Source organism: Anoxybacillus sp. CHMUD (assembly GCF_013096965.1).
Classification (GTDB): domain Bacteria; phylum Bacillota; class Bacilli; order Bacillales; family Anoxybacillaceae; genus Anoxybacillus; species Anoxybacillus kestanbolensis_A.
On record NZ_SDLG01000006.1, the window covers coordinates 87,464 to 107,239 of the forward strand.

The window sequence follows — 19,776 nt, forward strand, 5'->3', positions numbered from 1 at the left end:
TGAAGGGAGTTGGCGCAATCAGGCAATGCTGCCAGTATAAAAGTCCAACAACGATATACACAACAAGTGATTGTTAACGATAAAAAAAGTTATTTAATTGCTAAACGAACAATGGACATTATCGGAGCCATGATCGGATTAATTTTGTTATCTTGGCTCTTTCTTATTGTCGCTGTTCTCATAAAGCTAGAAGACCCAAAAGGTCCAGTGTTTTTTAAACAAATACGAGTTGGAAAAGACGGAAAACAGTTTTATATGTACAAATTTCGCTCGATGGTGACCGATGCCGAAGCAAAACTACAGGAACTTCTGAAGTACAACGAAGTATCTGGTGCCATGTTTAAAATGAAAAACGACCCACGCGTCACGAAAGTTGGAAAATTTATTCGCAAGACAAGCATTGACGAACTGCCACAATTATGGAATGTATTAAAAGGGGAAATGAGCCTTGTCGGTCCACGTCCACCGCTACCAAGAGAAGTAGCGCAGTATACGGAATACGATAAACAACGGTTGCTTGTGACCCCAGGGTGTACGGGGTTGTGGCAGGTGAGTGGGAGAAGCAATGTTGGGTTTGAGAAAATGGTGGAGTTGGATTTGAAATACATTCGTGAACGTTCGCTCTTATACGATTTAAAGATTATACTTAAAACTATCAAAATAATGGTTAAACCGAATAGTGCTTATTAAAATCGGATAAAGGATTATGGAATGTCTCTTGCGAAAAATAGATCCTAATCAACTTCTCCAATTGATAATGTATTAAGAGAATAAAAGAAAATCGCTGCATATTGTTTTCGAATTCTCGCTTTGTCTGTTGTAATCTTGCATGAGGATTCTCTTTTCGAGTGTTTGGTTGTGCTTTCATTCTATAGGAGATCCGCAGGCAAGGTCTATTTTTATGCTTACTCGATTTTATCTAGTATCACAGGTTATAAATATATTATATAAGAAAATCAATTTTTATCATTTGATATAGCTATACTAATAAAAACAGTATGGGAAGTTCTTCTAAAAAGAGGAGCCTATTAATTTTAAACAACGAAGAAAGAGGTATTGAGACATGTACGATTTAACAGGTAAAACGATCTTAGTAACAGGTGGCACGGGTTCATTTGGTAAGAAATTTGTAAGAAAAGTCTTAGAGAATTATGATGTAAAAAAAGTAATAGTATTTAGCCGTGACGAGCTGAAACAATTTGAAATGGCTCAAGAATACAATGATCCTCGGATACGTTTCTTTATCGGGGATGTTCGAGATAAAGATCGTTTATATCGCGCGTTTGATGGGGTTGATGTAGTTGTACATGCCGCTGCGTTAAAACATGTAGGAGCATGTGAATATAACCCGTTTGAAGCTATAAAGACAAATATTTATGGTGCACAAAATGTTATTGAAGCCGCGATAGATCGAGGAGTTAAACGAGTTATTGCGTTAAGTACAGATAAAGCTGCAGCACCTGTTAATCTTTATGGTGCGACAAAGTTAGCTTCCGATAAATTATTTGTTGCTGCAAATTCATACGTAGGAGAAAAAGAAACTAGATTTGCGGTTGTTCGCTATGGAAATGTAGTCGGCAGCCGTGGCAGTGTGGTTCCTTTCTTTAAGAAAATGCGTCATATGGGCAAGTTACCAATCACAGACGAAAGAATGACACGCTTCTGGATTACTCTTGATCAAGGTGTACAATTTGTTTTAGATAACTTACAACGCATGCGCGGTGGAGAAATCTTTGTTCCGAAAATTCCGAGCATGAGAGTAGTAGATTTGGCAGAAGCAATTGCTCCAGAATGTGAAATCGAGATTGTTGGTATTCGCCCTGGTGAAAAACTTCATGAGGCAATGATTACTGAAGATGATGCTCGCCGCACATTAGAATTCGATACTTATTATATTATCCAACCGGAATTTCCTTGGTGGTTAAGTGATGCAGTTGAAGGCGGAAAGCCTCTTCCAGATGGGTTTAAATATACGAGTGATACAAATACTGAATGGTTAACAGTAGAAGAGTTACGAGCATTAGTAGAAGAAATGTAAAGTATTTCTTCTACTTTTCTAGTTTAGGAGATGATTAAATGGAAAAGAAAATAAACTTTAAGCCAGTTAGAGAATCATATTTACCTTATGGCAGACAATGGATTGATGATGATGATATTGAAGCGGTTGTAGAAGTATTAAAAGGAGATTATTTAACAACTGGTCCGTATGTCTCAACATTTGAACAAGCGGTTGCACAATATGTGGGTGCTAAATATGCAGTTGCTTTTTCAAATGGTACGGCAGCACTCCATGGTGCTTGTTTTGCAGCAGGCATTAGTGAAGGTGACGAAGTGATTACAACACCGATGACATTTGCAGCAAGTGCAAATTGTGTGCTTTATCAAGGTGGAATACCTGTTTTTGCGGATATTGATGAAAAAACATATAATATTAATCCAGATAAAATTGAAGAAAAGATTACGAATAAAACAAAGGCTATTATCCCTGTTGATTTTACAGGTCAACCTGTTGAATTAGATCGTATTTTAGAAATTGCTAAAAAACATAATCTTATCGTCATTGAAGACGCTGCTCATGCGTTAGGAGCGACATATAAAGGTAGAAAAATCGGCTCCATTAGTGATATGACGATGTTCAGCTTTCACCCAGTAAAACATATTACATCGGGTGAGGGCGGCATTATTACAACAAATAACAAAGAATACTATGAGAAATTGTTACAATTCAGATCTCATGGGATTACGCGCAATAAAGAAAAACTGAATGAATATCATGGTCCTTGGTATTATGAAATGCAATTTCTTGGCTACAATTATCGAATGACCGATATTCAAGCAGCGTTAGGTACAAGTCAGCTGAAGAAGATTGATAAGTTTATTGAGCTTCGTCGAAAATATGTTGCAATGTATAATGAAGCATTCAAAGATATGGATGAAGTTATAACTCCATTCCAACATGAAGATGGACAATCAAGCTGGCATCTATATATTATTCGATTAAAATTAGACAAATTAACAGCGTCAAGACGAGAAATTTTTGAAGCACTGCAACAGCAAAATATCGGTGTTAATGTTCACTATATTCCTGTTCATTTACAACCTTATTATCAGCAATTGGGTTACAAAAAAGGAATTTGTCCGAACGCAGAAAAATTGTATGAAGAAATGATTACGTTACCTCTATTTCCTGCGATGAGTGAAGAAGATGTTAACAGTGTAATAGAAGCAGTAAAAAGAGTTGTTTCATTTTATTCAATTTAGAATTTAATTAATTGCTTTATTCAACAAGAATAGGGGGAAATATATTGAAGTTAGCGTTAGGTACAGTCCAATTTGGCCTTAATTACGGCATATCCAATAAAGAAGGGAAAACACCTTTTGAAGAAGTTGTTAAAATAATTAAATATGCAGAATCAGTAGGAATTAAAATTTTAGACACTGCGGCTGCCTATGGAGAAAGCGAAAAGGTGATTGGTGAAGCAACAAAAAATAATGACAAATTTAAAATCATAACAAAAATTCCCCCTTTTCAAAGTGACAAAATTTCTGACAAAGAGGTTCAACAATTAGAAACTACCATACAAAACTCTTTGAATAAGCTGAAACGAGATAAAGTTTACGGAATTATGTTTCATAATGTTAATGATTTATTTAAGGAAAATGGAGAAAGATTATATTATAAACTGATAGAATTAAAAAGTATGAATCTTGTTGAAAAAATAGGGGTCTCTGTTTACGATGGTGAAGAAATAGACAGATTATGTGAGTTGTTCTCTTTTGATATTATTCAACTACCTATAAATGTTTTAGATCAACGATTATTAAAAAGTGGTCACCTCGCTAAGTTGAAGGAAGTAGGAGTAGAGGTATATGCTAGATCAATATTTTTACAAGGTTTATTGTTAATGGATTTAGAAAAGGTACCTAAATATTTCGAACCAATTATTCCATTATTAAGGGAATATCATGAAATGTTGCACAAAAATGATATGACATTACTTGATGGTGCAATTGATTTTGTGAAGAGTATTAGTGAAATAGATTATTTGATTGTTGGTGTTAATAATTTGGAGCAGCTTATTGAGATTAAAAAAACCTATGAATACGGAAAAAGAGGAAAATGTGACTATTCTAGATTTGCATGTACTAACAATAAATACATTGATCCTAGGAGATGGAAAAAGTGAAAACGATAAAGTTAGGGATTATTGGGCTTAGTGAAGGAAATGGTCATCCGTATTCATGGTCCGCTATTTTTAATGGATATAATGAAAGTGTAATGAAAGAATGTCCTTTTCCAGTAATTCCAGAATATCTCTCTAAACAAAATTTTCCTGAAGATGCTATTCGCGAAGGTAAAGTAACACATATATGGACTCAAAACAAGGATTTATCAAAACATATAGCTAATGCAGCTAATATTGAAAAGGTTGTAGATAATTATGTTGATATGATTGGGGAAGTAGATGCAATATTGTTAGCGAGAGATGATTATGAATTACACTATGAAATGAGTAAGCCATTTATTGAGGCGGGTTTACCAATCTATATAGATAAGCCATTAGCTATTGATAGAAAAACAGCTGAAATGATTTTATCATTAGAAAAATATGACGGACAAATTTTTACATGTTCTGCTATTGCTTATGCGAAAGAATTTTCTATTTCTCAGGAAGTTATTGAAAGTATAGGACCGTTAGAATATGTAGATGCTTGTGTTATGAAAAGTTGGGACAAGTATGCTGTTCATATTATCGAACCGGTGTTAAAGATTATAGGATGTCAAGGAAATATAAAAAGTATACACAAGTCAAAATCGTTAAATAAAAACGTTGTTACAGTTACGTGGGAAAGTGGATTACAAACTACATTTTCTTCATTAGGGAACATTTCATGTCCTATTCAAATTCGCTTATTTGGGAAGAATGGATACAAGGAATTATTGTTTAAGGATACCTATTATGCATTTAAAAAATCGCTGCAAACTTTTATTGATATTATAAAAGGAAAAGAAAAGCCGCTAGATAAACACTTTGTTTTGCAAGTAGTAGATATTATAGAGAAAGGAATATGATATGGGTTCAAAATCAATTTTGATTACTGGAGGAACCGGAAAAGTTGGGAAACAACTTGTTCAACATTTTTTAAAGAAAAATTATAATGTAATATTTACTTCTAGAAGTAAAGAAAAAGCGGATTCTCTTATTAAAGAATTTGAAGAAATTAATTCAAATAAGAATCTGTACAGTATAGTAGTTGATTTGGTGTCTGAAAAAGCGACTGATAAAATAATAAGTTGGTGTGAAAACAATAGCGAATGGCCTAATATATTAATAAATAATGCGAGAAATCTAGAATATCTAAAGATTGAAAACGGATATGTAAGTCGAAAAAATTGGATAGGAGAATTTACATTAGATGTTATTGTTCCTTATGAGCTAACTATGGCTATTGCACAACATCCAAATTCAAGATTGGAAAGTGTGATAAATATATCATCAATGTACGGTGTTGTACCTCCCAATCCTAACCTTTATGAAGATCCGAAAAATCAGTCACCAATTAATTATGGGGTAGCAAAAGCCGCACAAATACATTTGACAAAAGAGTTATCTATTCGGCTTGCTCCTAATATTAGAGTAAACGCTATTTCATATGGTGGGATAGAAGGGAGAGTCGATGAAAGTTTTAAACAAAGATATGCTAGTCTTTGTCCAATGGGAAGAATGTTGAAGGATCATGAGGTAATAGGTGCAGCTGATTTCCTTGCTTCTGATAATTCGATTGGAATGACAGGACAAAACCTTATTGTAGATGGGGGATGGTCAGTTTGGTAAAAAAAAAGTAGTAGCCATTATTCCTGCTAGAGGTGGCTCAAAACGTATCCCTAAGAAAAATATAATTGATTTTTTTGGTAAGCCTTTAATCGCTTGGACGATTAAAGCAGCTTTAGAATCAAAAATTTTTGACAGAGTGATTGTAAGTACAGATGATGAGGAAATTGCAAGGGTTTCTATAGATTATGGTGCGGAAGTACCATTTCTAAGAAAAATATATCAAGATGATCATTCTCCAGTTAGTCTTGCAACAATCTCAGCTGTAAAACAAGCGTGTGACTTTTATAATGAAGATTATGAAACTGTTGTTCAATTGATGCCCAATTGCCCTTTACGAGAAAGTAAGCATATTATTGAGTCTTTCGAATATTTCCAAAGGCATAATCATGCATTTCAAATTAGTTGTTTTAAATTTGGATGGATGAATCCTTGGTGGGCAGTTAAACTAGATCGCAACTTAAAACCTAAGCCTTTATTTGAAGATGCTTTTAAAAAAAGGTCACAAGATATAGATGACTTATACTGTCCTACAGGTGCAATATGGATTGCGAATAAAGATCGTTTGTTAGAGGAAGAAACTTTTTATGGTAATTCCCATATTTTTTATCCATTAAATTGGAAAGCTGCTGTTGATATTGACGATATGGATGATTTAGAAATGGCTAAATCAATATACTTGATGGAAAAAATAAAGTGAACGTGAATATTAAGGTTAATCCATCTATTCAATAGGGTTGGGCTATGTGACAAGATGTTTAAATTTAGCATAATTCAAAGGGAATAATTATCGCTTTATATTTTTATAAGCAGAGAACTTGGTGAAGATTTATGTAATTAACCTGTTTAACTTTTTAGGTGTTCCTATGATAAGTATTCGAATGTTCAGGAAAGAGAAACATAAAGCTATCTGTATAAAGATTGGCTACTATGTATTTTTGAAATATAATCAAAGGATTAAGCAAAACAAATTTTAACTCAATTATAACTTAGCAAACTGAACAATAGGTGTGTTTTCAAATGAATGTTGTATTTAGAGTTGACGCATCTGTGACTATTGGAACTGGTCATGTAATGAGATGTTTAACATTAGCAAGACATTTAAAACAAATGAAAGCTAACGTCTCTTTTATATGTAGGAGACTTGAAGGAGATTTAATCAATTTTATTAAAGATAATGGATTTACTGTTTATATTCTGTCTAAAGTTATGGTTAGTGATAGGGACAATAATGTTATTTTTAACTGGTATAAAGAAAATTGGCAACAAGATGCCCACGAAGCTCAGTGTTTAATAAAATCTCATATTCATTCAGTAGATCTTTTAGTTGTAGATCACTATGGTTTAGATGAAAAATGGGAATCTACTCTTAAACCTTTTATAAAGAAGTTAATGGTCATTGATGATTTGGCGAATCGGAAGCATGTTTGCGATTTTCTTCTGGATCAAAATTTATATTTAAATTATGAAGAGAGATATAAAAATTTAGTTCCTCCTGAATGTAAACAACTGTTAGGACCAAATTATGTATTGTTAAGGGAAGAATTTATCGATGCTTCTTGTCAGAAACGCATTCGTGATGGGAAAATTCATAACATCCTTGTTTTCTTTGGCGGCACGGACCCTACAAACGAAACGATCAAGGCACTTAATGCATTAGCTTTATTAGAAAATAATATAAAAGTAAATGTTGTTGTAGGTTCGTCTAATAAAAGAAAAGATGAAATTAGAGAATATTGTGATCGATACCCCAACTTCTTTTTTCATTGCCAAGTGCCAAACATGGCAGAATTGATGAATGAAGCTGATTTAGCAATCGGAGCTGGTGGGACGACAACATGGGAAAGATGTTATTTAGGACTGCCATCAATCACAATTATTGTGGCCGATAATCAAGTAGAATTAACAAACGCCGTTAGCAAGTTTGGTGCGACCATTAATCTTGGATTTAGTCATGAAGTTACATCTGAGCAAATATTTGAGGCTGTAAAAGATTTAATCGAGCATCCTAAAAAAGTTCAATTACTATCTGAACGTGCTTCTAAACTTGTCAATCATAAAATTGTAAATACTTATCCAGTTGTTAAGACAATCATGGAGGAACTAAAATGAACTTATTAGAACGTGCAAGACTGGAAGATATGAATTCTTCACATTTAGAAATGGTTTTAAATTGGAGAAATCAGGAGCATATTCGATCGGTAATGTTCCATGATCAAATTATTTCACTAGAAGAACACAGGAAATGGTTTGACAGAGTGAAAGAAGATCAGCGAACAATTGTAAAGATATTTTATCTCGACAACGTTCCGTTAGGGGTTGTGAATTTTACTAATATAGATTTTAAAAATGGCAAATGTTCTTGGGGATTTTATGTTGGTGATCAAAATGCGCCAAAAGGCTCAGGAACTTTAATGGGATACTTAGCCTTAAATTTTATATTTGAAGAGTTAAACATCCGTAAATTATGTGCTGAGATAATCAGCTTCAATGAAAGAAGCATTCGTTATCATCAGCGGTTAGGTTTTAGAACAGAAGGTGTTTTGAGAGAACACGTCCTTAAAAATAACAAATATGCAGATGTGATATTAATGGCTTTATTTAATAAAGAATGGATAGAACAAAAAAATAAAATTCAAAATATGATTCAAAATATGATTGAAGGAATGAGAGTATGAACGAAATTGTTGTCGAAGGAAGAAAAATAGGATCAAATCATAAACCATTTATTATTGCAGAAATGTCTGGCAACCATAATCAATCCTTAGAACGTGCTCTAGCGATCGTAGAAGCGGCTGCCAAGGCTGGAGCACATGCGTTAAAGATTCAAACATATACAGCGGATACAATGACATTAAATTTGGAAAATCCTGAATTTAAAATTGAAGATAGCGATAGTTTATGGAAAGGTAACACGCTTTATCAACTTTATCAACAAGCGTATACTCCTTGGGAATGGCACAAACCTATTTTTGATCGTGCTCGGGAATTAGGGATGATTCCTTTTAGCACTCCTTTCGATGAAACAGCAGTAGACTTTTTAGAAGAATTAGATGTGCCAATGTATAAGATTGCATCTTTTGAAAATAATGATATTCCACTTATTAAAAAAGTTGCTTCAACAGGTAAACCAATGATTATTTCAACTGGAATGGCAACCGTAGCTGAGTTAGACGAAACGGTTCGCGCAGCTAGAGAAGCAGGCTGTAAAGATTTGATTCTTTTAAAGTGTACAAGCACCTATCCAGCTTCTCCTGAAAATACAAATATACTAACCATTCCGCATATGAGAGAATTATTTGACTGTCAAGTTGGTTTATCGGATCACACGATGGGAGTAGGTGTGGCTGTTGCCAGTGTTGCGTTAGGAGCAACGGTAATTGAAAAACACTTTACCTTATCAAGAGCAGATGGTGGGGTAGATTCTGCGTTTTCAATGGAACCTGACGAAATGAAAGCTCTTGTAGTAGAGACGGAAAGAGCATGGCAGGCATTAGGGGAAGTAAAATATGGACCAACTGAGAAAGAGAAAGCATCATTGAAATTTAGAAGATCGATTTATGTTGCGAAAGATATTAAAGCTGGAGAAAAATTCACTAAAGAAAATATTAGAGTTATTCGACCGGGATATGGTTTAGAACCAAAGTATTTTGAAAAAATTATTGGATTAACAGCTAATCAAGATTTAAAAGCTGGGACTCCTTTATCGTTTGATTTACTTTTTAAAGAATAAGGGGAATTTCCTGTGTCATTGATAAACAAAGTAAAAGGAAATAATATCCTAGGTAATATTTTCTCATTTGGTTCAGCTACTTTCTTATCTGCAGGTTTATCTTTTGTAGTAGGGGTTTTAACAAGAAATATGCTCGGTCCTGAGCAGTATGGATACTGGCTAACTGTATCTATGCTGTTCTCTTTTGTTCCAATTTTTCAGTTAGGAACAGCAAATGCAATGAATAGAGATGTCCCTTTCTATTTAGCAAGAAAGGATTATATAAGGGCACAAGAGATAAAGAATTTAACTTTATCTTTTATATTTACTATACCATTATTTTTAGTTGTTATTTTTTTGGTAATAAGTGGTTTATTATTTTTTATCGATATTAGCTATGAATATCAAATAGGGTTCTTATTAGCATCCTTTATTTCGTTTTTTATCTTTTTATCTGCTTATATAGAAATGTATTATAAATCAGAACAAAATTTTAAAATGGCTTCAAAATTAGTGTCAGTAAAAAGTATTTCGCAATCATTGATAACACTATTGTTTATATATTTGATTGGATATGAAGGTTTATATATTGGAATGCTATTAGCTCTCATTATTGAAGTGATAATTGGAAGGAAATCTTTTCAAGGATTTAAATTTCAATTCGATTTAAATAAGTATAAAGAGCTAATCAAGACGGGTTTTCCAATATTATTGGTGGGATTAATTTGGAGTATATTAATCGCAAGTGATCGTTTAATTATAACTATTTTTATGACACCAGAAGATTTAGGTAATTATGGTGTGGGGATGTTAATATTTAGTTCTATGATGTTAATACCGCAAGTAGTTGGACAAGTCTTATATCCTAAAATTGTCGAATTAGTAAGTAAAGAAAGATACGATGAAATTAAAAGGCTTTATTGGAAAATAAATAAAATATTAGCCATTACAGTAGGATTAATTGTAGTAGCAGGATACTTTTCATTCCCTATTTTTGTAAATTATTTTATGCCGGATTATAAAGAAGGAGTAAAGGCTGGACAAATTTTAATATTGGGTATATATCCATTAACATTGGTAGGGTTTGCAGCTAATTATTTTAATGCTACATATAAACAAAAGATATATATAAATATACTTATATTAATTATCTTATTGAATATTATTATTAGCTTGCTTTTCTTATTATGGAAAAATGACATCTCTTCAGTAGCAATAGGGACATCAATTGCTTACTTTCTATATTTTCTATTTATGAATATATTCTTTTTAAAATTTATAAATCAACTTACGAATACCACTCCGAAGAAGCGACTATAAAGTTTTGTGAAAATCAGAGGAACTATTCCTTTTGTTTATCCCTTCGTGATATATCCTAATTTAGTGATTAAATAAATATCAATAAAGAAAGATGAGGGTAACATAAGTATATGAGTAAAAGTGCAATATATGTATGCCAAACACCGTTACATGTTTTAGAGGCTAGTATAATAGCAAATAAAAATAGAAAAAAATATTCTCACCAAAGTTTAGTAATAACAGATAAAAAAATTCCAAAAGGAATTAATCAATGCTTACATTTTTATAGTTGGGATAAGGTAATTATAACAATACCTTTTTCAAGCAAAATTTATAAATTATTTATTTTATTATTTGCTTCATTTAGAAATAAATTTTCGAGGATTAACAAAAGCTTGGATTTTTATTGTGGAAATTTGTCATCGTCATATACGCATTTGCAATTGTTAAATTATAAACCTGGAAATATATATACCTTTGATGACGGAGTTTTTAATTTAACTTTAAAAAAAAATAAATTAGTGGAAATAAGAGATGGAAAGAGTGTTAAATATATTAAGAAAATATTCAAAATAGACTTGGGTTTAAAAAAATTATTAAATTTAGTCGAAGCTCACTACACAATTTTTAAAATTGATTTTAATATTTCGTTATATAAAAAAATAATCTATATAAATGAAGAACTAAAGAAACTGCTTTCAAGTCGAAATATAAAAAAGATCGATGAAGTTTGGGTGATTGTTCAACCTTATTATGAAGATGGGATTATGAGTTTAGAACAGCAATTAAATATTTATAAATATATCGTTAAAGATCAAGGGAATTGTGATGTTAAGCTTAAATTACACCCTAGGAACGAAAGGAAATTATATGAACAATTCGGTGTAAATATATTAGACAGTGATTTACCACTAGAATTATTATTAATGTATTTCCAACCAAAAAAAATTGTAGGTATAGATTCAACAGGACTAATTACTTCAAAAATCATAAATAATGACATAGAGGTAGTTTCTTATTTAATAAATAATAATAACGAAAAAAAAGAAGAATTTGAAAAATATAATATTAAATGTATCATCATAAATAAGGAAAATATGATACCGGATTGATACCGGATTCTTTAAAATAGAAACTTTTTCAATATATTTCTTATCTAGAATTACTCAAATACTTATAAAAAAATTGTTTTTTTGATAGGTTTAATCAAAGAAGGAGGTTAATATGAAAATTTCATTAATAGTTGCGACTAAAAATAGAGATAAAGAGTTAGAAAAATTTTTTAATTCTTTGATAATGCAAAGTTATAAAAATTTCGAAGTTATTGTGGTCGATCAAAATGAAGACGATCGTGTTATAAAAATATGTAAACGATATAGTGATTTGGATATTATTTTGGTAAAATCAAAACCAGGGCTTTCTAGAGCAAGGAATGTTGGCCTTCAATTGGTATCAGGAGATATAATAGGATTTCCTGATGATGATTGTATATATAAGACCGATACTTTGGAATATGTAAAAAATTTTTTTAGTAATAATAATAAATATGTTTTTTTAACGGGAAGATCTGTCGATGAACAATCCAAAACAAGTGGAGCGAATTTTTTAACAGAGTCTCAAGAAATCAGTAAAAAAAATGTATGGAAAACAGCTATTTCTTATACGATTTTTGTAAAAAGAGAGGTTTTGACGAAAATCCCATTATTTGATGAAAGACTAGGGGTAGGATCTGGAACAATTTTTGGTTCTGGCGAGGAGACGGATTTTTTGCTTAATATAATTAAAAAGTCTTACAAGGGTTATTATGATGCAAACTTTACAATAATTCATCCTAATAAAGTGAATATTTATAATAAAAAAGCATACAAGAGAGCTCTTTTGTATGGAGCGGGACATATAAAAGTACTAAAAAAACATCAATACGGGAAGGTGTATATTATTATTGCATTATTAAAACCCCTAATTGCTATGCTAATTTATTGTCTACGACCCAAAAAAGCTTTATTTTACTTATATTCCTTTATCGGCAGATTTAAGGGTCTAGTTAATTAATAAAGAAGGTGATTAATATACTCCATATTATTACTATTATTCTTTTTATTACATATATAGTTTTGAATTTATATTTTTTTAGAAAAGAAAAATCCATTTATTTAATTATTCCTTTTTATATACCTCAGTTGTGGGCTGCTTTATCAGTATTTTATATAGAAACTAACGCAGTATTTATTACAGAACAAGATAGATATGCCTTTTTTACAGGTGCTACCATAAAATTATTATTGTTACTGATAATATTTACTTTGGGGACATTTTTATCATTAAAATTTCTTTATCCTTATAGAAAAAAATATTATGTAGCTGAGTTTAAGTTAAAGTATGTGATAAACAGAAAAATAATAAATTCTGAACAAATTGAAAGATTTATAATTATTTTTAGTTTAATAGTAAGTATTACTTTATTATTGGATGGGCTAATAACACACTTTATAAATTTTGGTAAGGTACAACGATTTAATTATTTTAATTATTCCATATTGAAAAATTATTTATATATGGGGTGGATACACACCTTTATATATCCTATTACATTTATTTTAGGATTATTAAGCACAAAAAAAGAATTTCAGAAACCCATAGTAGTTATTTTAGTGTTATTGGTTATTGTAAATATATTGAAGATGGAAAAATTTACTCCATTTTACCTAATGGGAATGTATTTTTGTTCGGGGATTTTATTTAATTATCCTGGATTCTTGAGAATGCTAAAGAAAATAAAATTAAGTAGATTTATTTTGTATAGTTTAATAGTGCTTATTATACTTATTTTTATTGGGATTAGAACTATATCAGTTTATCAAAAGGAGTTTAATCTCAGTTTAGCAGATACACTAAATGCTATAGAATATAGAATTCTAGGATTACAGGGACACGTTTGGTGGGGAACAGATTTGTTGAATGATCAGGTTTCTAATATGGAAAGAATCAAGGCAATTAAACAAGAATTTTATTCTACTATTGAGTCGATTAAGGGAAATGATAACAATATTAAGGGAATACAACAATTAATGATTCTTATTTCACCTAAAAAAGGCTGGTTGGCCATAGAGAGTGGTATTAATTTCACAATGGGGTATCCTGCTATATTAATATATTTGTTTGGAGATATACTTGCTTTTCTAATAATATTTCTACATGGACTTTTATACGGTTTGCTAATTCATTTATTATTACTAAGCTATTTGAAAAAGAGATATCCTTCATTGCTTTTTTTATCAATTATTTATGTAAATGTAAACTACTATTTAGTGATGGGTACGATAAATATAAATACAACCTTTTTATTTTCAGTTATTCTTTTGTTACTTATTAGAGTTCTTTTTTGGGGAGTAAATAGACAAATGGATGATGTATAAAATTTTGTGTAAAGCATTTTGCTAGACCAAAAGAAAAAAGGTAGGGTATTCTCTGATTGGACGAAAAACATTCCAGAGAAAGGAGAACCCTACCTATGTCTAAAAGTATATCGAATATCGACTGGGCAAATCAACTGGAAAATGCCATTCGTCAGTTTGTGAAAGAAAAATTAGAGCTGATTATGCGGGAAGAAATTAAAAATTTCCTCGAAATCGAACAAGCGGACACATCCAATATGAGAAACGGCTACTATCAACGAAATCTAGATACACAATATGGCCGGATTGAAGGACTTTTGGTCCCAAGAGACCGAAATGGAGAATTTCAAACGCAGCTGTTTGCCCCTTACCAACGACACACCGGCTGGCTGGAAGAAGCCATCATCAAGATGTATCAAAGCGGCATGAGTACACGGGAAATTGGCAAGTGGATCGAACGAATTCTAGGAAGTACCTATTCTCCTACGACGATCAGCCATATTACCGATGTCGTAAAGGAAGACATCGAAAAATGGGCAACCGTCCACTACACAAGCGTTATTCCGTCTTATATTTGGACGGTTTGTATGTGAAACTTCGCCGCGATACGGTAGAGAAAGAAGTCATTTATGTGGTGTTAGGAGTAAATGAAGAAGGATATCGCGAAATTCTCGATTTTTTCGTGGGAGGACAAGAAAGCGCCTATGGATGGCGGGAGATTCTCCAACAGCTCTACAAAAGAGGAGTCAAGGAAGTGCTTTTAGGCGTATTTGATGGTCTTCCGGGGCTGGAGGAAGCCTTTCGGGCGGTTTATCCGAAAGCTGACGTACAGCGTTGTGTCGTTCACAAAGTACGTAACACCCTCAGCCGTGTTCGGAAAAAAGACCAATTCGAAATGGCGGAGGATCTGAAACTCATTTATCGATCTCCGAGTAAAGAGATCGCATTGGAGATGTTTCGACAGTTTGAATCGAAATGGTCGAGCAAGTACCCAAGAGAAGTGCAATCTTGGGCCAATGAGTTGGATGTCCTCCTCACCTTTATGAATTATCCAAACAGTATTCGAAGTGTAATTTACACGACGAATGCCATCGAACGAACGATCAAGGAGATTCGGAAACGTCTCAAGCCGATGAACAGTTTGAGTAGTTTAGAAGCAGCTGAAAAAGTCGTGTATTTGACGATCCAAGACTTTAATGAGAAATGGGCGAGGCGAAAGTTACGAGGATTTTCCGAAGCTCATGAAGCCCTTCAACGAATGTTTGAAGAACGTTACAATTAACCATATATTGTAAACGAAAATAAACAAAATAAGGGGATTCTCCCTTTCCCCACAGGAGACTGAATATTCAGTCTCCTGTGGGGAGGAAATCGGTTCCCTATCCATTCCAAATCCATTTCAGAGATACCCTATCCATCTTGCATTACACAAAATTCTTGACGGTACCGACAAATGTATCAAACGTATAAAAAATGACACCTTAAATCTAAGAATAGAAGGGGTTTTTTACTTTAGTATGAAGAAAATTGTTGTAGAAGAACAGATATTGATAATGAAAATATCCAAAAAGGTTGGTGGTATTATTTATGGTTCGAATTAAGAATAATTACTCCGTTCCAAGAAGGAATCCGTTCGTTTTTTACAGTTTTTTATATAATTAAAATTTTATCTAGAAGAGTTTAATTAGATAATGAGGGGTTTATTATGACTAAAATAAAAGTACTCATTGATGGATACTACTTAAGGAAGCCAAGGGGCTTAGGTAGATATATTAAGGAACTATTATACAACTTATCTTTATATCCAAGAAATGAAGTTCAAATATTTGTTTTAGTTCCTGACGACATTAATAATGAATATTTAATTCAAGGTAAAAATATAACTTATATATTTTCTAAAGGTACTATTCAACCAATTTGGGAACAGTGTTTAATTCCTATAACTGTCAGGAAATATAAAATAGATGTTGTATTCCATCCTTATAATACTTCCAGTATATTAATGAATTTCTATTTAAAAAATGTAAAAAGGATAGTAACTATTCATGATTTAATGTTTTTAGATTCTAATCATAAATCTGCTAATCTGTATCAAAAATTAGGTAACATATACAGGAAAGTTTGTGTGAAATTCCTATCTAAACAGGCTACTATTATTTCAGTTAGTAACAAAACAAAAAAGGAAATTGCTCAAAAAATAAATAGAGAATCAACAGTTATTTATTCAACAGTTGATAAATTCTATAATGATTTTTATAGAAGTAAAAATAAAGTATTAGATATAATTCCTAATGAACCATATTTTTTACATGTAGGGGGAAGCAGTCCTCATAAAAATACTATTCGTGTAATAGAAGCGTTTAAAAAAAGCAATGTTTACAAACATTACAAATTATTAATAGTTGGTTTGGGGAAAAAAGGGAAGATACAAGAGTTATACAAAGATGATAGAGTAGAGTTTTTGGATTGGATTACTGATCTTGAAATGGCATCTTTATATAAAAATGCGTGCGCACTAATTTTCCCTAGTCTAAATGAAGGGTATGGATTACCGATTGTTGAAGCGATTAAATTCAATTGCCCAGTTATTACTTCTGATATAGAGCCCATGAGCGAAATTTCTATGGGTTCCTCATTGTTAGTAAACCCCTATGACATAGATGAAATTTCTAAAGCTTTGGAGAATATTACTGATAAAGAAATGAGAAATAGACTACAGTTAAAGCAAAAATCTGTATCGAATATATTTAGTAGTGAAGTGTATGCCAAAAAGCTTTATAACTTAATTATTAATGGCTCAATAATTTAAGACTTAGGAGTAGATTTCAATGAAAGTCATGATTATATCAACTGTTTATCCGTACCCTAAAGATAATGGAAAAAAAATAATTTTATCTAGTATTCTTGAATATTTTATAGAATTTTATGGTGCTGATAAGATTACTTATGTACTTTTAGATGATGACAAAATAGAAAATGTTTACGATATTAATTTGTTACAAGTGAATAAACCAAAAACATTCGAACAGATAAAAAATGTTATAAGTAGAACAATACTTACAAGAAAATTTAGTCTTCAGGAGTCATTTACTTATAGTAAACATTTAAAAAATATAGTGATAAAATATATTAAGAAAGAAAAAATTGATTTAGTGATTTATGATACATTAAGAATTTTTCAAATGTTTGAAGACAATAATTTACAAAATGTAAAAGAAATAATCTATTTGGATGATTTGTTTTCTATTAGGTATCAAGAGATGATAGATGTTTTAGATAAGTTAGGAAATATAGATTTGAATCCCTTAGGGAATTTTAAAAAGTTTATACCTAAACCTTTTCAAAAAATAGTAAGATTTAATTTATTTAATAGATTTTTATTATCATACGAAAGAAATCTAATTATGGATAGAGAAAATAAGATAGTTAATAAGGTAGATATTAGTTTGTTAATAAGCAAAAAGGAGGTAGAGATTTTAAAGAGCCGGACAGGAAATAGTAATATATATGCTATTCCCCCATTGTTACCCGGTTCTAAAAATCGTTATAACAGAAATTATAGAGGAGCACCAGATTTTATTTTTTTAGGATCTCTTAATATTCCTCATAATGATGTAGCTATATGTAATTTTATTAATGAAAATTTCCCGAGTATTTTGAAAGAAATCCCAGATTTGAAATTAAAAATTATTGGCAGAAATCCTAGTGATACTTTAAAAAAATTAGCTATTAAATATTCTAATAATATAATTTTAATGGGATTTATAGATAATTTAGAAGAGGTTTTTAATAGTGCGTGTGCAATGATTGTTCCTTTATTATTTGGAAGTGGGGTTAAATTAAAAACATTGGAAGCTTTTTCATATGGTTTACCGGTTATTTGCACTGATTTTGGTATAGAAGGTATAGATATTGAAGCAGAGGGATGTATAGTTGAGAATGACATTAAGAAATATAGTCAACATATGAAAAAGTTAACAAATATTGATTATAATAATAAAATATCAAAAACTCTATTTAAAAAATATATGGAAAACTATTCAAAAGAAGCTGTGTATGATACTTATAAAGATATATTTAAAATTGGAGGCAAATAAAGTGAAACTTGTATTACTTTCCGGCGGTTCCGGCAAACGCCTTTGGCCGTTATCAAATGATGCCCGTTCAAAGCAGTTTTTAAAGGTTTTGGAAAATAAGAACGGTGAGCTACAGTCAATGGTGCAGCGTGTATGGGGTCAGTTAAGAAATGTCGGCCTAGCTGATTCCTCTGTGATTGCGACAAGCAAAGCTCAAGTTGATATGATTCAAAGCCAACTAGGGTTTGATGTACCGATTATTATTGAACCGATGCGGCGCGATACGTTTCCAGCAATCGCTCTTGCATCGGTTTATTTATATAGCGTCGAAGGAATTGGATTAAATGAAGTCGTTGCAGTGTTGCCGGTTGATCCGTATGTCGAAGATCGTTTTTTTGATAGAGTAAAAGATTTAGAAAAAACCGTACTGACAAGTGGAGCAGATTTGGCGTTAATTGGTGTCGAACCAACGTATCCATCGGCGAAGTACGGTTATATTGTTCCTGCTTCTAAATCTAGTGATAGTGATTATTTAAGAGTAAGTCATTTTACAGAGAAGCCAAATGAAGAAAAAGCAGCGGAGTTAATCAAGCAAGGTGCGCTTTGGAACTGTGGTGTGTTTGCGTTTAAGTTGGATTATATGATTTCGTTATTAAAAGAAAAAGGGCTTCCGATTCAATATGAGGAGTTATTGAAGCAGTATGAGCGACTTCCGAAAATTAGCTTTGACTATGAAGTGGTCGAAAAGACGAAGCATATTGTTGTGTTGCCGTATGATGGGTATTGGAAAGACCTTGGCACATGGAATACATTAACGGAAGAAATGGCAACGGAGCAAATTGGAAAAGGGATTATTGCCGATTCAGAGAATACGCATTTAATTAATGAATTAGACATTCCAGTCACCGTGCTAGGAGTTTCCAATGCGATTGTGGCGGTAAGTCCGGACGGAATTTTAGTTTCTGATAAAGCCGCAAGCCCGCGAATTAAAGAACTGGTGAACGACTTTGACCAGCGCCCAATGTACGAAGAACGTCGCTGGGGTTGGTATCGGGTATTAGATTATACAAAATTTGAAGATGGACGAGAAGTATTAACAAAACGAATCGGCGTTACCGCAGGGAAAAATTTAAGCTATCAAATGCATCATCATCGCAGTGAAGTGTGGACCATCATTAAAGGTGAAGGGGAATTTGCTTTAAATGGAGAAATTCGCCGCGTTAAGCCAGGGGATGTGCTTGAAATTCCTGTCGGTGCGAAACATGGAATTAAAGCGATTACTGATTTAGAATTTATTGAAGTGCAAACAGGTACGCAGTTAATTGAGGAAGATATTGTTCGGATCTATATGACATGGGAAGAAGTCGAGCAACATTGCTTATTTGTAAGTCACTAATTTTTAGGCTGCTAGAAGAGATAAACTTCTAGCAGCCTCTTTTTTGTTTTATCTATCACCACCT

At 32.0% G+C, this 19,776-nt stretch carries 17 protein-coding genes and 1 pseudogene; all 18 read left to right on the forward strand.

Annotated features, from left to right (window positions below; all coding sequences use genetic code 11):
- The first annotated feature begins 9 nt into the window (after positions 1-9).
- The gene (locus ETB99_RS06005) at positions 10-690 is read left to right on the forward strand and encodes a sugar transferase (protein ID WP_171700171.1); all 681 of its coding nucleotides are present in this window, start codon (positions 10-12) and stop codon (positions 688-690) included.
- A gap of 373 nt (positions 691-1,063) precedes the next feature.
- Positions 1,064-2,038, forward strand: a complete 975-nt coding sequence (gene pseB / locus ETB99_RS06010) for a UDP-N-acetylglucosamine 4,6-dehydratase (inverting) (protein ID WP_171700172.1) — start codon at positions 1,064-1,066, stop codon at positions 2,036-2,038.
- A gap of 38 nt (positions 2,039-2,076) precedes the next feature.
- Positions 2,077-3,261 carry a UDP-4-amino-4,6-dideoxy-N-acetyl-beta-L-altrosamine transaminase gene (gene pseC, locus ETB99_RS06015; protein WP_171700173.1) on the forward strand — a complete coding sequence of 395 codons (1,185 nt, stop codon included), beginning with the start codon at positions 2,077-2,079 and terminating at the stop codon, positions 3,259-3,261.
- A 44-nt stretch (positions 3,262-3,305) separates the two neighbouring features.
- Entirely contained in the window at positions 3,306-4,187 is an 882-nt protein-coding gene (locus ETB99_RS06020; RefSeq protein ID WP_171700174.1) for an aldo/keto reductase, read from the forward strand.
- Positions 4,184-5,074, forward strand: coding sequence for a Gfo/Idh/MocA family oxidoreductase (locus ETB99_RS06025; protein ID WP_171700175.1), 891 nt, complete (start codon positions 4,184-4,186; stop codon positions 5,072-5,074). The genes ETB99_RS06020 and ETB99_RS06025 overlap by 4 nt, the downstream gene beginning before the upstream one ends.
- Before the next feature lies 1 nt (position 5,075).
- Positions 5,076-5,837: an SDR family oxidoreductase gene (locus ETB99_RS06030; protein WP_171700176.1), complete on the forward strand. Its 762-nt coding sequence runs from the start codon at positions 5,076-5,078 to the stop codon at positions 5,835-5,837.
- Entirely contained in the window at positions 5,815-6,534 is a 720-nt protein-coding gene (locus ETB99_RS06035) for an acylneuraminate cytidylyltransferase family protein (protein ID WP_171700177.1), read from the forward strand. The genes ETB99_RS06030 and ETB99_RS06035 overlap by 23 nt, the downstream gene beginning before the upstream one ends.
- 320 nt (positions 6,535-6,854) lie before the next feature.
- A complete protein-coding gene (gene pseG, locus ETB99_RS06040) occupies positions 6,855-7,946 on the forward strand; it encodes a UDP-2,4-diacetamido-2,4,6-trideoxy-beta-L-altropyranose hydrolase (protein WP_171700178.1) in 1,092 nt (363 codons plus the stop codon).
- Complete coding sequence (gene pseH / locus ETB99_RS06045; protein WP_171700179.1) at positions 7,943-8,512, forward strand: UDP-4-amino-4,6-dideoxy-N-acetyl-beta-L-altrosamine N-acetyltransferase; 570 nt, start codon at positions 7,943-7,945, stop codon at positions 8,510-8,512. The genes pseG and pseH overlap by 4 nt, the downstream gene beginning before the upstream one ends.
- Positions 8,509-9,567 (forward strand): pseudaminic acid synthase, encoded by a 1,059-nt coding sequence (gene pseI / locus ETB99_RS06050; RefSeq protein ID WP_171700180.1) that lies wholly within the window; start codon positions 8,509-8,511, stop codon positions 9,565-9,567. Before pseH ends, pseI begins: the two co-directional genes overlap by 4 nt.
- Before the next feature lie 12 nt (positions 9,568-9,579).
- Positions 9,580-10,866, forward strand: coding sequence for a lipopolysaccharide biosynthesis protein (locus tag ETB99_RS06055; protein WP_171700181.1), 1,287 nt, complete (start codon positions 9,580-9,582; stop codon positions 10,864-10,866).
- A 110-nt stretch (positions 10,867-10,976) separates the two neighbouring features.
- Positions 10,977-11,957 carry a polysialyltransferase family glycosyltransferase gene (locus ETB99_RS06060; RefSeq protein ID WP_171700182.1) on the forward strand — a complete coding sequence of 327 codons (981 nt, stop codon included), beginning with the start codon at positions 10,977-10,979 and terminating at the stop codon, positions 11,955-11,957.
- A gap of 112 nt (positions 11,958-12,069) precedes the next feature.
- Positions 12,070-12,897 carry a glycosyltransferase family 2 protein gene (locus ETB99_RS06065; protein ID WP_171700183.1) on the forward strand — a complete coding sequence of 276 codons (828 nt, stop codon included), beginning with the start codon at positions 12,070-12,072 and terminating at the stop codon, positions 12,895-12,897.
- A gap of 8 nt (positions 12,898-12,905) precedes the next feature.
- The gene (locus tag ETB99_RS15245; RefSeq protein WP_171700184.1) at positions 12,906-14,261 is read left to right on the forward strand and encodes a DUF6418 domain-containing protein; all 1,356 of its coding nucleotides are present in this window, start codon (positions 12,906-12,908) and stop codon (positions 14,259-14,261) included.
- Positions 14,262-14,356: 95 nt separating this feature from the next.
- Positions 14,357-15,522 (forward strand): annotated as a pseudogene (locus ETB99_RS06075) (IS256 family transposase).
- 423 nt (positions 15,523-15,945) lie between these two features.
- Positions 15,946-17,049, forward strand: coding sequence for a glycosyltransferase family 4 protein (locus ETB99_RS06080; RefSeq protein WP_171700185.1), 1,104 nt, complete (start codon positions 15,946-15,948; stop codon positions 17,047-17,049).
- A 19-nt stretch (positions 17,050-17,068) separates the two neighbouring features.
- Positions 17,069-18,337: a glycosyltransferase family 4 protein gene (locus ETB99_RS06085; RefSeq protein WP_171700186.1), complete on the forward strand. Its 1,269-nt coding sequence runs from the start codon at positions 17,069-17,071 to the stop codon at positions 18,335-18,337.
- 1 nt (position 18,338) lies between these two features.
- Positions 18,339-19,712, forward strand: coding sequence for a sugar phosphate nucleotidyltransferase (locus tag ETB99_RS06090; protein WP_171700187.1), 1,374 nt, complete (start codon positions 18,339-18,341; stop codon positions 19,710-19,712).
- Positions 19,713-19,776 lie beyond the last annotated feature (64 nt).

Bases quoted from the DNA above. Each gene is read 5' to 3' on its own strand.
- pseB (WP_171700172.1), top strand. From the start codon at position 1,064: ATGTACGATTTAACAGGTAAAACGATCTTAGTAACAGGTGGCACGGGT.
- ETB99_RS06035 (WP_171700177.1), top strand. From the start codon at position 5,815: ATGGGGGATGGTCAGTTTGGTAAAAAAAAAGTAGTAGCCATTATTCCT.
- ETB99_RS06030 (WP_171700176.1), top strand. From the start codon at position 5,076: ATGGGTTCAAAATCAATTTTGATTACTGGAGGAACCGGAAAAGTTGGG.
- pseG (WP_171700178.1), top strand. From the start codon at position 6,855: ATGAATGTTGTATTTAGAGTTGACGCATCTGTGACTATTGGAACTGGT.
- ETB99_RS06085 (WP_171700186.1), top strand. From the start codon at position 17,069: ATGAAAGTCATGATTATATCAACTGTTTATCCGTACCCTAAAGATAAT.
- ETB99_RS06065 (WP_171700183.1), top strand. From the start codon at position 12,070: ATGAAAATTTCATTAATAGTTGCGACTAAAAATAGAGATAAAGAGTTA.
- pseI (WP_171700180.1), top strand. From the start codon at position 8,509: ATGAACGAAATTGTTGTCGAAGGAAGAAAAATAGGATCAAATCATAAA.
- pseH (WP_171700179.1), top strand. From the start codon at position 7,943: ATGAACTTATTAGAACGTGCAAGACTGGAAGATATGAATTCTTCACAT.
- ETB99_RS06080 (WP_171700185.1), top strand. From the start codon at position 15,946: ATGACTAAAATAAAAGTACTCATTGATGGATACTACTTAAGGAAGCCA.
- ETB99_RS06060 (WP_171700182.1), top strand. From the start codon at position 10,977: ATGAGTAAAAGTGCAATATATGTATGCCAAACACCGTTACATGTTTTA.
- pseC (WP_171700173.1), top strand. From the start codon at position 2,077: ATGGAAAAGAAAATAAACTTTAAGCCAGTTAGAGAATCATATTTACCT.